The sequence below is a fragment of the Streptomyces toyocaensis genome (genome assembly GCF_000725125.1).
GTDB classification, from domain to species: domain Bacteria; phylum Actinomycetota; class Actinomycetes; order Streptomycetales; family Streptomycetaceae; genus Streptomyces; species Streptomyces toyocaensis.
In genome coordinates, this window is sequence record NZ_JFCB01000035.1 from 1 (window position 1) to 13,802 (window position 13,802).

At 67.4% G+C, this 13,802-nt stretch carries 12 protein-coding genes and 2 pseudogenes; 8 read left to right on the top strand and 6 right to left on the bottom strand.

Going from position 1 to position 13,802, the window contains the following annotated elements:
- The first annotated feature begins 114 nt into the window (after positions 1–114).
- From BU52_RS27995 to BU52_RS28005, 3 genes are all read left to right on the top strand, one after another.
- On the top strand, positions 115–840 hold the full coding sequence (locus tag BU52_RS27995; protein ID WP_037939655.1) for an SDR family oxidoreductase: 726 nt from the start codon (positions 115–117) through the stop codon (positions 838–840).
- Positions 841–1,042: 202 nt separating this feature from the next.
- Positions 1,043–1,459, top strand: a complete 417-nt coding sequence (locus BU52_RS28000; protein ID WP_051858652.1) for a DUF5958 family protein — start codon at positions 1,043–1,045, stop codon at positions 1,457–1,459.
- Between the two features lie 78 nt (positions 1,460–1,537).
- Positions 1,538–2,662 carry an IS701 family transposase gene (locus tag BU52_RS28005; protein ID WP_407702065.1) on the top strand — a complete coding sequence of 375 codons (1,125 nt, stop codon included), beginning with the start codon at positions 1,538–1,540 and terminating at the stop codon, positions 2,660–2,662.
- 218 nt (positions 2,663–2,880) lie between these two features.
- On the opposite strand, the gene BU52_RS28010 is transcribed toward BU52_RS28005, so the two are convergent.
- The 3 genes and pseudogenes from BU52_RS28010 to BU52_RS28015 all read right to left on the bottom strand — a co-directional run bounded on the left by BU52_RS28010 (position 2,881) and on the right by BU52_RS28015 (position 5,510).
- Entirely contained in the window at positions 2,881–3,648 is a 768-nt protein-coding gene (locus tag BU52_RS28010) for a transposase (protein ID WP_235216444.1), read from the bottom strand.
- Between the two features lie 93 nt (positions 3,649–3,741).
- A pseudogene (locus tag BU52_RS37190) lies at positions 3,742–3,840 on the bottom strand (IS5 family transposase); the annotation flags it as partial.
- Between the two features lie 428 nt (positions 3,841–4,268).
- Positions 4,269–5,510 carry an IS4 family transposase gene (locus tag BU52_RS28015; RefSeq protein ID WP_037939658.1) on the bottom strand — a complete coding sequence of 414 codons (1,242 nt, stop codon included), beginning with the start codon at positions 5,508–5,510 and terminating at the stop codon, positions 4,269–4,271.
- Positions 5,511–5,793: 283 nt separating this feature from the next.
- Here BU52_RS28015 and BU52_RS28020 point away from each other — a divergent pair, with 283 nt between their 5' ends.
- The gene (locus BU52_RS28020) at positions 5,794–6,663 is read left to right on the top strand and encodes an IS5 family transposase (protein WP_078903483.1); all 870 of its coding nucleotides are present in this window, start codon (positions 5,794–5,796) and stop codon (positions 6,661–6,663) included.
- 49 nt (positions 6,664–6,712) lie between these two features.
- Positions 6,713–7,572 (top strand): IS5 family transposase gene (locus BU52_RS34190; protein ID WP_235216434.1). Its coding sequence is split into 2 segments (ribosomal slippage): positions 6,713–7,081 and positions 7,084–7,572, totalling 858 coding nucleotides; the frame shifts between segments, so codons are not numbered across the junction.
- A 23-nt stretch (positions 7,573–7,595) separates the two neighbouring features.
- Here BU52_RS34190 and BU52_RS28030 read toward each other — a convergent pair.
- The 3 genes from BU52_RS28030 to BU52_RS28040 all read right to left on the bottom strand — a co-directional run bounded on the left by BU52_RS28030 (position 7,596) and on the right by BU52_RS28040 (position 9,513).
- Positions 7,596–8,015 (bottom strand): hypothetical protein, encoded by a 420-nt coding sequence (locus BU52_RS28030; protein WP_235216435.1) that lies wholly within the window; start codon positions 8,013–8,015, stop codon positions 7,596–7,598.
- Between the two features lie 89 nt (positions 8,016–8,104).
- A complete protein-coding gene (locus BU52_RS28035; protein ID WP_037939660.1) occupies positions 8,105–8,923 on the bottom strand; it encodes a hypothetical protein in 819 nt (272 codons plus the stop codon).
- A 137-nt stretch (positions 8,924–9,060) separates the two neighbouring features.
- Positions 9,061–9,513, bottom strand: coding sequence for a hypothetical protein (locus BU52_RS28040; RefSeq protein WP_157847921.1), 453 nt, complete (start codon positions 9,511–9,513; stop codon positions 9,061–9,063).
- 539 nt (positions 9,514–10,052) lie between these two features.
- On the opposite strand from BU52_RS28040, the gene BU52_RS35400 reads away from it, so the two are divergent.
- The 3 genes and pseudogenes from BU52_RS35400 (at position 10,053) to BU52_RS28055 (ending at position 13,499) form a co-directional block, all read left to right on the top strand.
- Positions 10,053–10,301 carry a hypothetical protein gene (locus tag BU52_RS35400; RefSeq protein ID WP_157847922.1) on the top strand — a complete coding sequence of 83 codons (249 nt, stop codon included), beginning with the start codon at positions 10,053–10,055 and terminating at the stop codon, positions 10,299–10,301.
- Between the two features lie 144 nt (positions 10,302–10,445).
- Positions 10,446–11,822 (top strand): annotated as a pseudogene (locus BU52_RS28045) (IS1380 family transposase).
- A gap of 771 nt (positions 11,823–12,593) precedes the next feature.
- Positions 12,594–13,499: a hypothetical protein gene (locus BU52_RS28055; protein WP_157847923.1), complete on the top strand. Its 906-nt coding sequence runs from the start codon at positions 12,594–12,596 to the stop codon at positions 13,497–13,499.
- Positions 13,500–13,802: the final 303 nt, after the last annotated feature.

A 13,802-nucleotide genomic window follows, 5' to 3' on the forward strand; every position in this document is an offset into this window, starting at 1 on the left:
ACCGGAGCTCGCGGGTCTCGAGATCGTCCACCTGAGCAGCCTAACGCCTGATACCTGCCGAGTATCACGGCCGACTGATTCGGTATTGGACGACGAGTGCGCAGCTCGCCGAGCATGGATCGAGTGAACGACATGATGACCGCGCTGGTCACCGGCGCGAACAAGGGAATTGGCTTCGCCATTGCACAGGGTCTCGCGGCGATCGGCTTCACGGTCGCGGTGGGGGCTCGTGACGACGCCAGGCGCGAGGAGGCCGTCGAGCAACTGCGTGCCGCAGGTGCCGACGTATTCGGGGTCGCCCTCGACGTTACCTCCGACGACAGCGTCGCCGCAGCAGCGGCGACCATCGAGCAGGAGGCAGGACGGCTTGACGCGCTCGTCAACAACGCGGGCATCGCCGGCGAGACCGACGGCGGCGCACAGGACCCCACGACGCTCGACCTTGACGTCGTCCGCACCGTCCTTGACACCAATGTGTTCGGGGCCGTTCGGGTGACGAACGCGATGCTCCCGCTACTCAGCCGCGCACACTCGCCGCGCATCGTCAACGTGTCGAGCAACATGGGCTCACTGACGTTGCAGACCGGCCCAATCATGGCCGCGTACGCACCGTCGAAGTCCATGCTCAACAGTGTCACGGCACAGTACGCCCGCCGGCTCGCCGATACGAAAGTCATCGTGAACGCCTGCTGCCCCGGGTACGTGGCGACCGACTTCACTGGCTTCAACGCGTCGCGGACCCCCGAGCAAGGTGCCGCGATCGCCATCCGGCTCGCAACTCTGCCGGACGACGGACCGCGCGGCGGCTTCTTCGACGACGAGGGCGCCGTCCCCTGGTGACCCGTCCGTCGCTGCGCTGCGTCGGTGATCGGTAGTACCCCGCGGCTCGGTTGGCTGTCGCGGCCCTGTCATCGCGGTCACCTCCGGCATCGCTGTCATCCCGTTCCGGCCGATGCACACCTAGTACTCCAGTCACACTTCGCGATCTGGTTCGATGGCCGTGCAAGGTCGACGGTCTGGGGTGTTGTGGAAGTGAGGCGGGATGGACGAGCGCGCGATGGTCCTGAACGGGCTGGCACAAGGCATCCGTCCGCTTGATCAGGGCGTCGACTGGTTCGAGAGCCTGGCCGGCACCGAGCAGTTCGAAGTCCTGCGCGACCTGGCCGGGTTCTGCATCCAGGCCCGGGCCCTCACCGAGGACGGACCCGAGAGCATCCGCAGAGCCGGGATCCGGCCCACGCACACCCCGGCCGTGCTGATCACACGCGGGCGCCTCACGGAGCAGCTGACAAAGATCATCAACCTGCCGCAGGACGAACGCGTCAAGGCGTTCCGACTGCTGGTCGCGCTGCTCGGCGTGGCTGACGAGCGGCGACGGGCTCGGTTCTGCGCCCACGGGTGCAGCCATGCCTGGCACCACCTGGGCACGGGTACGGGAACTAAAGCGGCCACCGCGTGATCATCAAGGATTGTATGGACTCCTGAAGATCGTGCAGTGGCCGCGGGCCACAGCATAGACACAGCCCGCTGGCGGGCCATGTTCGACCAGGCCGTGGCCCGGATCGCGGGCCGGTTCCGCAGGGTGGAACCGCGGGCGACCGCCCGCGCCTATCTGCTCGGACTGCTGTCCCAAACCGAGCGGAAAAACTGCTGGCAGCTGGCCGAACAAGCCGACCACGACCGTCCCGGGCCGATGCAGCAGCTGTTGCGATCCGCCCGTTGGGATGCCGATGAAGTTCGCGACGACGTCCGCGCCTACGTCTTCGAGAACCTCGGCGCCGACGACGGCGTACTGATCGTCGATGAGACGGGGTTCCTGAAGAAGGGCCGGAGCTCGGCGGGCGTGCAGCGGCAGTACACGGGCACCGCAGGCCCGATCGAAAACAGCCAGGTCGGCGTGTTCCTCGCCTACGCCTCCAGCAGAGGCAGGGCGCTGATCGACCGTCGGCTCTATCTGCCCGAACAGACCTGGTGCCAGGACGCCGAGCGTCGCACCCGCGCCGGGATCCCCGGCCACACGGCATTCGCGACCAAGCCCGCCCTGGCTGGGCAGATGATCGCGGCAGCCCTGGATGCCGGGATCAGCGCGTCCTGGGTAACCGGCGACGAGGCATACGGCCAAGACCCCGGCCTGCGCACGGTGTTGGAAGCACGCGGACTGGGTTACGTCCTAGCCGTCGCCTGCAGCACCCGGGTGCGGATCAACCAGGGCCGGACCACCGCCCGGGCGGACACCGTTCCCGACCGCCTACCCGCCACCGCCTGGCACCGTCAGAGCTGCGGGGCCGGGGCGAAGGGACCCCGCTACTACGACTGGGCCTGGATCGAGACCGGCACCGGCGGTGGCCGGTACCTGCTGATCCGCCGCAACCCCGACAGCGGCGAACTCGCCTTCTACCTGTGCTGGTCCCCGAAGCAGGTGCCTTTGTCCGAGCTGGTGCGGGTGGCTGGCACCAGGTGGTGCATCGAAGAGTGCTTCCAGGCAGCGAAGGGTCAGGTCGGCCTGGACCACTACCAGGTCCGCCACTGGATCGCCTGGCACCGGCACATCACTCTGGCCATGCTGGCCCTGGCCTTTCTGACCGTTCTCGCCGCGGACGCCACACCGGCCAGAACCGCCGAGCCGGATCGCCCCGTCCGCAGCACCGACCGATCGACCTGACCGTCCCGGAGATCCGCCACCTGCTGGGGTCGCTGCTGAGCTCACCGAGCACCTCTGTGAGCAGGCTCCTGCACTGGCCAAGCTGGCGCCGACATCACCAGGCCGCCGCCCGCCGAAGCCACCACCGACGTCGACTCCGTGCCCTACCTGATCGCTAGATCACGAAACCGCACTGGAGTACTAGCTTGACTTTGTCGGGGATCTTGTAGCCGTTGAGGTCAACTACTCAGGCTGCGCCAGGACTTGAGCCGGGGGCTCTCGCGTTGGTCGAGGTAGTTCTGGAAGGCAGTCGATCGGCGGGGTGTGGGTGCTTCCACGGCTGATGGCAGTCCGCTGACGCGCTCGATGTTGACGGCGATGGCTGCCAGGACATGCTGGACGTGGGCTTTTCCCTGTCCGCGGTAGCGGCAGCGCCGCATGCCGTGTCCGTGGGCGAACTCGTTGACCGTGCCCTCCATCCCGGAGCGGACCGCGTAGCGGGCCTTCCACTCGAGAGTCTGTTGCTCGGCGCGGACACGGAGTTGCAGGTCGCGGAGCTCTCGAGGGGGAAAGCCCAGGGTGCGGTGGCTTTCGCGGGACGTGGTGCATTGAGCGCGGGCGGGGCAGGGCTGGCACTGGCTCTTGGTGAACCGGGCCACGATCAGCGGGGCCGCGGTGGGCGAGGAGGTCGGGTAGGGGCCGTGCCAGCCCTGGCTGACCTGGCCCTGGGGACAGGTGACCTGCCGACGGTCGAAGTCGATGTGGAAGTCGTCCCGGGCGAAGCCCTCGTATCGGCGGTGCTGGCGGGTGGGGTTGCTCTTCAGCGGACCGGAGACGGTGACCTGGTGTTCACGGGCGGCCTGTTCCAGGTGGGGCAGGGAGGTGTAGCCGGCGTCGACCAGGTGCTCGGCGGGCAGCAGGCCGCGACGGGGCAGGCGGGTGTGGATGCCGGGCAGGACCTGACTGTCGTGAGTGGTGGCCGCGGTGGTGGTGACATCCGTGATCACGTTGGGGCCCTCGGGAGCGCAGGTCTCGGTCAGATGAGCGGCGAACCCCTTCCAACTGATGATGTGTTCGGGGGGCCGGCCGATGTCCAGGGCTCGGCCGCGGCGCTCGAAACGCCAGGCCGCCAGGACCGGCTCTATCAACTCCCAGCGGGCATCGGACAGATCGCTCGGATACGGGCGTCGCTTCGGCATGCTTCCGTCGTACTGCTGCGAACCGAGTGCGCCCAGTCGCACGCCAACGGCGGTCGAGGCCTCGAAGGCCGGGCATCCTGGGATGAGACAGGATCACGGCCCTTTCGCCCCATCCGCAACCTCCCACGACTCGCCCGCATCGACGGTCTCCACGACCTCGCCTGTACCGCCATCCATCGCTTAAAGAATCGCCCAATAAGGGGGCGGCATAGGTGAAAACGACCCTCTAAGAGGCAATACCGGTGAATTAGGTTGTTTTCCGGCTGGTTGAAGTGGCTCTGGTCGGCCCGACCAGCCGGACCGTCGGGGTGTCTGGCCGTGGTGGGCTGTGGTGCTCGGCTCGCTTGAGGGCCCAGTTGGACATCTTGCGTTTGATCACGCGGGGGTTGGAGCGCAACCGCCGTGCGGGCAGCAGCCGTTCGGTGATCTCACGCAGACTCCGGGCGGTGGACCGGGCCAGTCGCGAGGGGGGAAAGCGCCGCCTGCCCGGTGACATGACGGCGGACGACGCGAAGGGTGCGGGTGAAGGAGATCCGGTCGGGATCGTGCCCGGCCTGGAGGGCGGCCCGGTGCATCAGGTCCCGCAGCGCGTGGTGGACCAGCAGGAACGCGAAGATCTCCTGTTCGACGCCGCGTGGGTGCCGGGAACGCAGCACCAGCCCTGGGACGCCCTGGTGGTTCTTGATCTCGTCGAGGGTGTTCTCAATCTCCCACCGCTGGGCATAGAGGGCGGCAAGCTCCTCGGCCGGTGCCTGGTCGGGGTCGAGGAGGGTGGTGATCAGCCGGTAGACGGTGCCGTCACCACCGCGGGGGCCGAGGGCGTACTCGATCACCCGCACCCGCTCGGGGTCCGCGCGCCGGTAGTTGTCCCGCGCGGCAACGATCTCCGACAGGTAGGAACCGTCGGGGAGGGCCTCCAGGACCGGCAGCACCACGACACTGCGGACCCGCCACAGCAGGTCCGCGCCGCCCGCCTTCGCGGCCCGCCACAGATCGAGACCGCAAAAGCCCCGGTCGGCGAGCACCAGCATGCCCTTCGTCAGCGCGGGGAACAGCCGCTGGGCCAGGACGGTCTCGTGGACCTTGAGCGGTCCGACCTCGGCCGCGAACACGGCATGGGTGCCGCACTCGGCCAGTGCCGCCACCCTCGCCTGCGGATATGCGCTGCGGCCCTGCCCGCGACTGGTACCGGGACGCCCGAAGAACTGGGCGTTCGCCACGGTGTCCGGAACGTCGAAAACCGTGCCGTCCACCGCGACCAGCCGCCACCGCCGATACCAGGCCCCCTGCGTCCGCGCGACCGCCACCGGCCGGCACACCCGCGCGAACAGGGCCCGCAACGGCTCCGGCCCAAGCCGCAGACGCGCCCGGCCGATCGCCGCCGTCGTGGGCACCCGCCAGGCCTTCACCCACCGGCCTTCGCGCTCCAGCCCCTGGACCAGAAGCCGGGCCACCTCTTCATAGCCCTGCCCGAAGAACAGACACATCGCCAGGACGAAGTAGACCACCACCCGTGCCGGCAACAGCCGCGTCCGCTGCTCGACCCTGCCGCACTCGGCAACCACCTCGTCGATCAGCTCCGGCGGAAACGCCCGCGTCAGCACCCCCAACGCGATCCGATCCGAGAACCGATCAACCCCCGACGACTTCACCTGACCCGGTCTTGGCACAACCCATCCAACGACCAGAACCCACCAAAGTCACCGGTATTGCTCTAAGAGGTCGTTTTCATCTGGATTATCTGTGTATTAGGCGATTTTCAGGCCGTCGGGTTGTGGTGCTCGTGCTGCTGGAGATGCGGATTGATTTTTGCTGGTCGGGTGGGGTGACAGGTGAGGCGGGAAGTGACTTGTGCCTGTCTCATCCCAGGACGCCCGGCCTTCGCGGAAGCGTGCTTCTGTTGGTGTCGCTGTGCGCCTGGGCGCACTCGGTCCGCGGCGGTACGCCGGAAGCATGCCGAGGCGACGCCCGTATCCGAGTGATCTGTCCGATGCCCGCTGGGAGTTGATCGAGCCGGTGCTCTCTGCCTGGCGGCTCGAGCGCCGCGGCAGGGCCCTGAACTTCGGCCGGCCGCCGGAACACGACCTGCGCGACATCATGGACGCGATCTTGTATGTGGACCGCACCGGGGTCCAGTGGCGCTACCTTCCGCACGACTTCCCGCATTGGAACACCGTCTACGGTTACTTCGCCAAGTGGGCGGACGAGGGTGTGTTCGCCCAGCTCAACGGCCTGCTCCGGCAGCTGCTACGGGAGAAGGAAGGACGGGACGCCGAGCCGTCGGCCTGTGTGATCGACGCGCAGAGCGTCAAGACCTCCACCAGCGTCCCCGCCGCCGGCCAGGGCATCGACGCCGGGAAGAAAATCGTGGGCCGGAAGCGGAACATCGTCACCGACACCCTCGGACTTTTACTTGCCGTGCTGGTCACCGCGGCAAGCGTGCAGGACTCCGTCGCCGGCGCCCGGCTCCTGGACCAGGTCGCCGCCGACCATCCCGGCATCCGCAAGGTGTGGGTCGACGGTGGCTACCGCCAGCACCTCGTCGAACATGCCGCCGTCCTCGGCATCGACATGGAAATCACCGCTCGAAAGCCCGGGACCAGGGGTTTTACTCCGATCCCGAAGCGGTGGGCGGTCGAACGGACCTATGGCTGGCTCATGCTGCACCGCCGCCTGGCCCGCGACTACGAAACCCTGCCCACCCGCTCCGAAGCCGTGATTCACATTGCCATGACCGACCTCATGACCCGCCGCCTCACCGGCGAGAACACCATCTCCTGGCGCGACCCGACACCGCAGACCAAACGGCTAATTCCGGGATAAAACATCGGACGAAAACGACCTCTAAGAGCTCGTAACACGATCTTGTTGAATGGTCCTGGTGGGCCGTGACCGGTGTGACGATTCGCCCGTTCGAGATGGTGTGACTACCCGGCCGTGGATCGTGGACGATGACCTGTGGGCATTGATCGAACCGCTCCTGCCGCCATGGCCTGAGCGGGCTCCGGGCCCGCGCCCGGTGCCGGATCGGCTGTGCCTGCAGGGCATCCTGTACGTGTTGCGCAACGACATCGCCTGGCAACTACTGCCCGCAGAGCTGGGGTTCGGCTCGGGCCAGACCTGCTGGCGGCGCCTCGAGCGCTGGCAGCGGGCCGGAGTCTTCCACCGGCTGCACCGCATCCTGCTCGCCAAGCTGAACGCGGCCGGCGAGCTCGACTGGTCCAGGGCATGCGTCGACGGTTCCCACGTCCGCGTCAAAAAGGGGGAGCCGACACCGGTCCGTCGCCGGTCGACCGGCGGAAGACGGGCAGCAAACACCACCTGATCTGCGACGGACGCGGCACCCCGCTCAAGGTCGTCACCACCGCGGCCAACGTCAACGACGTCACCCAGACCCTCGCCCTGGTCGACGGCGTCCCACCCGTCGCCGGCCGCCCGGGCCGACCCCGCCGCCGCCCCGAGGCCCTGCTCGGAGATAAAGGCTACGACTCCAACCCCAACCGCGACGAACTACGCAAGCGCCGGATCCTGCCGGTCATCTCCCGCAAGGGCTCCCCGAACATCAAGGGCCTGGGCAAGCTCCGCCATGTCGTCGAGCAGACCTTCGCCTTGCTCCACCAGTTCAAGCGCATCGCCGTCCGCTGGGAGCGCCGTACCGAACTCCACGACGCCTTCGTCTCCCTCGCCTGCAGCCTCATCTGCTGGAGGCGGCTAAAGAAGCATCGATCATGATTCGGGCACGAGGTAGGTCTTGGCTACAGCTCATGCCACGCACCGGGAGGCCAGACATCCCGGGTTCGGAAGAAGGTATGCACCTGGTTCCACGCTCGATCGGTGTCCAGCACGAAGCCGCCCGTGAACACGGCAAGGTCATCCATGATCGGTACCTCAACCTCGGCACTCGAGGGCACAGTGCCGTCTCCTGCGAGCAGGAACATCTGCTCAGGGCTACTCATCAGATGGACGACCGCCTGATCACCCCGGAAGGCCAGGCTCAGCATCGGGAAGTCCTCTCTCGGCGACCGGACCTCGACATAGCCTTGCCCAAGTGAACGCAGTTCGTCGAAGTGGTCTGACAGATCCCCCCACCCTGAACAACGCTCTGCCGGGCGGAAGAGTCCGGACTCCGGTGACGTTGCCGCCCACACCACGCTCATCCAGTACGCCCTCTCCATGCCCACGAACCTGGGTCACCCTCCCACACATTTAGAGGCCGGAGCACAAGATCGTGTTATGAGCTCTAAAGACCCTCACCCTACAGGCATCACTCGCTCTTGCCGCACTCCTCCAGCGGCTTCGCCCAGGCGGCTGAGTTCTCGATGACGGGCTGGTCTACCGGCTTTAGGCGAGTCCATTTGAGTCCCCCCCGATCCAATTCCAGTCTCCTGCTAAGCGCGTCCACGTCGGCCAGAAAGCCGCCGGCTTCATCCTTCACGAGTTGGCTTCCTTCATTGCCCCTGTGCCAACCCCTACCCTGGGCGTCGACGAAGACCATCTCCGCGATCTGCAGCCATGCCTTTGTCGGGACCGGCTTTCCGTCCGTCAGACTGAGGTCGACTGACCTGACGATGGTTTTCGAGCACGGCGGGAAGGTGGAGATGGACGAGAATCCCCAAGCCATCAGTCCTGCGGTGTCAGGCGATCCATGCGGTACAGGTTCGTGGACCTCATAGATGAAGCTGACGTTCGTGACCGGATCCAATGACCGGTTAACGATCACAAGCCGGTTCCCGCTCCCCCTGACCTTTCGAGGGTCCTCCGATGTAGGCTGCTCAAGCCAGTACGTCACCCGAGCAGCCTGCGCCTTCGCCTTGTCCTCATCCTGTTCCTTGGATTGCTGGAGCTGATCTTCCGCCACTCGGGCAGTCCAGTAGGTTCCCCATGCGGTTACCGACAGACTGATGGCACCTACGACAGCGGCGGCTGTGAGTGCCCAAGTTTCGGCGCGGGTTCGGGCACTGCCCAGGTTTTGCCGCTCCTCGTGGAGCCGGGCCGCCTCGGCGCGCAGCTCGTTGCGCCGCTGCGCGGTCCTCGTGCTGGCCCGCTGGCTGGCCGTGCTGCGCTGCCTGTCCCTGTCGCTCACCAGTGCCCCCTGACGGTCAATCACCGAGTAGGCAGGAGGCTAACCGAGCGCTGCCGGGGGGAGGTTCTTTTCTGCCAGGTGCTGGGGCTCGCGCTGACCGAGGTGCTCCCGCGCGAGCCTTTTCCTTCGCCCGGCTGTCAGGGAGCTTTCTCGGTCCTCATCATGCGGCGCAGACTCTCCCGGGTGCCGGTGAGATCGTCCTGGACCTCGTTGAGCTGCTTGGTCAGGTCCTTGACCTGGGACAAGGCATTGTCACGCTCAGCCCGCAGAAGCTCGTTCTCCGCCATGAGCTCATCGACGCGGGTGCCAAGGTCGGCGGCGCCGAACTGGTCGAATTGCTGACCGAGGCTGCCACGGACTGCACCCTTGAGCCGTTCGACTTCTTGGCGCAGGCGTCGGTTGTCCTCCTGGAGCAGCTGCTTTTCCAGGATCGCCGAGATGAAGGCCAGATCGGCTTTGACCTCGGCAACGGCGATCGGAGCCCGGCCTCGGCCGCTTCGATCACCGGTGTATGCGATGAGGTTGCGTCTCTCGACGATCCGTTCCATCTCTGCGGTCGAGGTGCTGCCTGCCAGCTGTACACCGGCCATCTCTGCGGGGCGGGCTGTACGCGACGCTACGCCGGCGCACGTCGGCGCAACACCCGAGCCGACGCCTACCTGTGCCGCCAGCGAGGGGACGCGCAGGCCTGCAGCCACAACGTTCAGCGCGGGAAGGCGTGGTCGCACGGCCGGACCAGCCAGCGCGCAGTAGGTCCATGAACTGCACCTATCTACTCCCGGGATGCCACCTGAACGCGCCAGTGCAACCGTGGTAGGAGTGGAACTCGCATCACGCGATCCAACAATCAACAGTTCCGCAGTTAATTACGCCAACTCTCAATTAGAACAGGGAGCAGTCGTGACACAAGTAGTCGGAACGAGCGACACAGGTGACGGAGTTCTTGGAGTCGGCAAGGCTCCAGGAAAAGCAGGCGTCGCAGGTGTCAACGAAAACAACGGCAACGGCATATATGGTCGTGGCCACAACGGGCTATTCGGAGACGGAAAGAACGGAAACGGCACAGTAGGCGAGCAACGATGGCGTTCTGGGGATAGCGAGCCTCTCCGCTAAGTCCGGTGTGGCTGGAGTGAACGACCACGGCGGCAACGGCCTGTACGGCAGGGGCGCCAACGGCGTGTTCGCCTCGAGCAACGTAGCCGGGGGGAAGGCTGGCGTATTTGATGGAGACGTTTTGGTTACGGGCAACCTCATGACCGGGGGGGTCGGCCTGCATGAGATGTTCGACCGAATCCGCCAGCTCGAAAAATACGTTGCTGATCTTCAGCAGAAGGTTGCGTATCTCGCAACGCTATCCCACCCGCAAGGCTCTGGATAAGCGGGCCTGGAGGGACGGCTAGCCTCGCGCTTTCACGAGGTGGGCTGTCCAAGTGTTGATAACAAACACGGAAAGTGCCCTTGACCTGCAACGATAGGACTTGCTGAGGGTCCTGTTGGCTGCAAGGAAAAGAGCACTTTCCAGGTGAGAGAGCCTATCTCGTCGTACCCACGTGTCCGTGTCCAGGGAGACGGTCGGCAGGTGGTCTCGCAGGCCGGTGCGGTCCTGCTGCTGGAGACGGTCCGCAAAACGGGCCTTGACCAGGCGATGTCCGCAGCTCTGGCTCCGTGGCGCAAGCCGCGGGCCGCCCACGATCCCGGCAAGATCCTCCTGGACCTCGCTCTGGCGGTCGCACTGGGCGGGGACTGCCTCGCGGATGTCGCCATGCTGCGGTGCGAGCCGGCCCTCTTCGGCCCGGTCGCCTCCGACCCGACCGTCTCCCGTCTGATCGACACCCTTGCCGCCTCCGACGAGAAGGCCCTACAGGCCGTCCGGTCCGCACGGTCCGAAGTTCGCAGCCGGGTCTGATCGTTGGCCGGCGAGAACGCCCCGGACACCGACGGACAGGTCACCGTCGACCTCGACGGCGTCCTGGTGATCGCGCACTCCGGCAAGCAGGAAGCGGCCGCGACCTGGAAGAAGACCTACGGCCATCATCCTCTGACGGCCTTCGCCGACCACGGCCCCGGTGGCACCGGAGAGCCTGTCGCCGTGCTCCTCAGGCCGGGCAACGCGGGCTCGAACACGGCCGCCGACCACATCGCCACCGCCCGACTGGCCCTGGCACAACTACCGAAGAAGTACCGGTGCGGACGGCAGACGCTGATCCGCACGGACTCCGGCGGCGGCACCCACGACTTCGTGTCCTGGCTCGCGAAACGAGGCCGATGGCTGTCCTACTCGGTCGGCATGGTGATCACCGACACCATCCACCAGCATGTGCCGAAGATCCCGGCCCCGGCCTGGACACCGGCCGTCGAGGCCGACGGCAAGATCCGTGACGGAGCCTGGGTCGCCGAACTCACCGGCAGCCTGCTGGACGGCTGGCCGAAGGGGATGCGGCTGATCGTCCGCAAGGAACGGCCGCATTCCGGGGCGCAGTTGAGGATCACCGATGCGGACGGCATGCGGATCACGTGCTTCGCGACCAACACCGCCGGCCGATCGATCGCCGAGCTTGAGCTGCGGCACCGTCTGCGGGCCCGGGCCGAGGACCGGATCCGGGCTGCCCGGTCCACCGGCCTGCGCGACTTGCCCCTGCACCACACCGCGCAGAACCGGCTCTGGCTGGAGATCGTCCAGATCGCTCTCGACCTGCTGGCCTGGATGCTCATGCTCGCCCTGACCGGACAGGCCCGTCTCTGGGAGCCCCGCCGTCTGCGGTTCCGCCTGTTCTCCGCAGCCGCCCAGCTCGTCACCACCGGCCGGCGCCGCATCCTCCGCATCGCCCGCCACTGGCCCTGGACCGGTGAGGTCACAGACGCCCTCGAACGGCATGCCCTCCTGCCGAACCCCGGCTGACCAGCAACCTTCCCACCCCTACGAGGCAGCCACCACAGACCGGAGCAGTGGAACCCGGCGTCCACCCGAGACGACACACGGCTCCTCAGCCTGCCCACCACCAGCCACAGAAAGCGAAACGGTCCACCGACTCTGTCGGCGGACCGTCACGAAAGATCGGGGTTAGCGCCATTTTGTTGACAGCGCGTGCCAGCGGCGCGACGACGCTACTGGTACTGCCGGGGGCAGCCGTCGACCTTCTTCCAGCGGGAGGAACCCGGGCTCGCGGCCGCGGCCGATGCAGTGTCCACGCCGGCAGTGGAAAGCGACGACGACCGGATGACCCAGGCGTTGGAGATCTTCCACGCGGTGCTGCGTCCTGCTCTGTGAGCGGCCAGCTTTCGCGGCCCGCTGGCGTGTCCTACGGCACCGTCGGCGGGCCGCGAGCGAGAAACGGTTCCGGTCCTTGTTGGTAGGTCCTGCCCGGCTCTGTTCCCAGCTCGCGAGGTGTCTTGCACGGGTGCGAGAGGTGCGATCACTGAACCATTTCATCCTGTCCTGCAGGGGTGATGGTGCAGGTCAGGGGGGTGGTGTGACGAGGCGAGACTCCTGGTCGTTGCGGTGGTGTTGTCTACGCATCACGTTCGTCCGAGGAGCCTCGCTTGGTCCCGTATCGTGCCGCCGCCGTGGCCGGCCGTGCGGGAGGCCCTGGTGTGGGCGATGCGACGCTCCACGGCGCAGCGCCTGGTCGAGTCGGCCGTACGGCGGCCCGCGGGAGTGATGAGGAGCAGGATGCCTTCTACACCGAGGCCGGGCGGGTGGTGGGGCGCGGGCACGCCGGGCGCGCACCCCGAGGTGATGCGGCGAGTCCTGGAGGATCCGGACGCCGAGATCGACCAGGGTGAGGACCGCCGGCGGCGGCGCGGAGCGGTGAGCATGGTCGCGGCCGCGGCCTTGGGCGCGGGCGAAGTCGGCGGCGAGCGGCTCGTCGACGCGCTCGCCACCCTCATGCCCGGCCTCGACTGGAGCGACGTCGCCGCAGATGCGCGGCAGGCCGAGGAGACAGGCGAGTTCGACGGGTGGATCCGAGCTGGGGCCGTCGACCCGCTCGGCCTGCTCCAGGCGGCCGGTGTCGAGGAGATGGCCGCCGCGCGCCACGCCGCTGCGGTGCTGGCGGGGATCGGCGGCCTGTATCTGATGCACGGGCTCGGCATGCCCGACAACCCCGCCCTCGCCCGGCTGCGGGCGGTGCTGGAGGAGTCCGGCCTTTCCCTGATCGTGGCCCAGATGGTGCCGATGATGATCAACCCGTCGGGCATCGTGCACGTCCTGACCATGTGCCTGGCCTCCGAGATCGCCGCGCTGGCCGGCTGGTTGGAGTCGGTGCTGGCCGAACAGGCCGGCACCGGACAGGGGCTGTTGCGGCTGCCCGGTGCCGAGGAGGAAGGACCAGAGGCGTTCATGCAGGCAGGGATCGACCACCTCCACCAGCTCACCGACCGGGCACGCGCCCGCCGCACCGGCACCGCCGAGGACACCGGCAGGGCGCGGCCGTCCACAGGAGCGTCGTCACACACCGGGCAGGCCGGGAGCAGCACGGACGGGATGCCCGTCGAGCTGCTCCACGTCGTCGGCGTCGGGACCGGCGTCCGCAGCGAGTTCGGCCCGCACGGCGATCAGGTCGCGGCCCAGGTGTAAGCCCAGGAGCCGGTCGCGGATCGTGCGCCAGGTCTCCGCCGCTGGCGTGGACACGGTCTGCTCACTTCTCAGACTGGCCTGCGGCTTCGCGCCACAGGGGGAAGCAACGTCGGGTCCGGGCACAGGCTTGTGGAGGTCGCGGGAGCGGGGCGGGCAGTGCCACCATCGGCTCACCGCGCCAGGCACCCCGGACCGCGGACGTCCCGCCGCACCGTCTGGAGGCCCCGTCATGCCCACTCCCCCGTCCACCGCCGAACCCGCTGGCGCCCGGCCGGTGGCCCCGGCCGGGGCCACCGCTGACAG

Coding starts and splice junctions, on each gene's coding strand:
- BU52_RS28005 (WP_407702065.1), top strand. CDS start 1,538: ATGTTCGACCAGGCCGTGGCCCGGATCGCGGGCCGGTTCCGCAGGGTG.
- BU52_RS27995 (WP_037939655.1), top strand. CDS start 115: ATGGATCGAGTGAACGACATGATGACCGCGCTGGTCACCGGCGCGAAC.
- BU52_RS28055 (WP_157847923.1), top strand. CDS start 12,594: ATGCCTTCTACACCGAGGCCGGGCGGGTGGTGGGGCGCGGGCACGCCG.
- BU52_RS28000 (WP_051858652.1), top strand. CDS start 1,043: ATGGACGAGCGCGCGATGGTCCTGAACGGGCTGGCACAAGGCATCCGT.
- BU52_RS28030 (WP_235216435.1), bottom strand. CDS start 8,015: ATGGAGAGGGCGTACTGGATGAGCGTGGTGTGGGCGGCAACGTCACCG.
- BU52_RS28040 (WP_157847921.1), bottom strand. CDS start 9,513: ATGGCCGGTGTACAGCTGGCAGGCAGCACCTCGACCGCAGAGATGGAA.
- BU52_RS28020 (WP_078903483.1), top strand. CDS start 5,794: ATGCCGAGGCGACGCCCGTATCCGAGTGATCTGTCCGATGCCCGCTGG.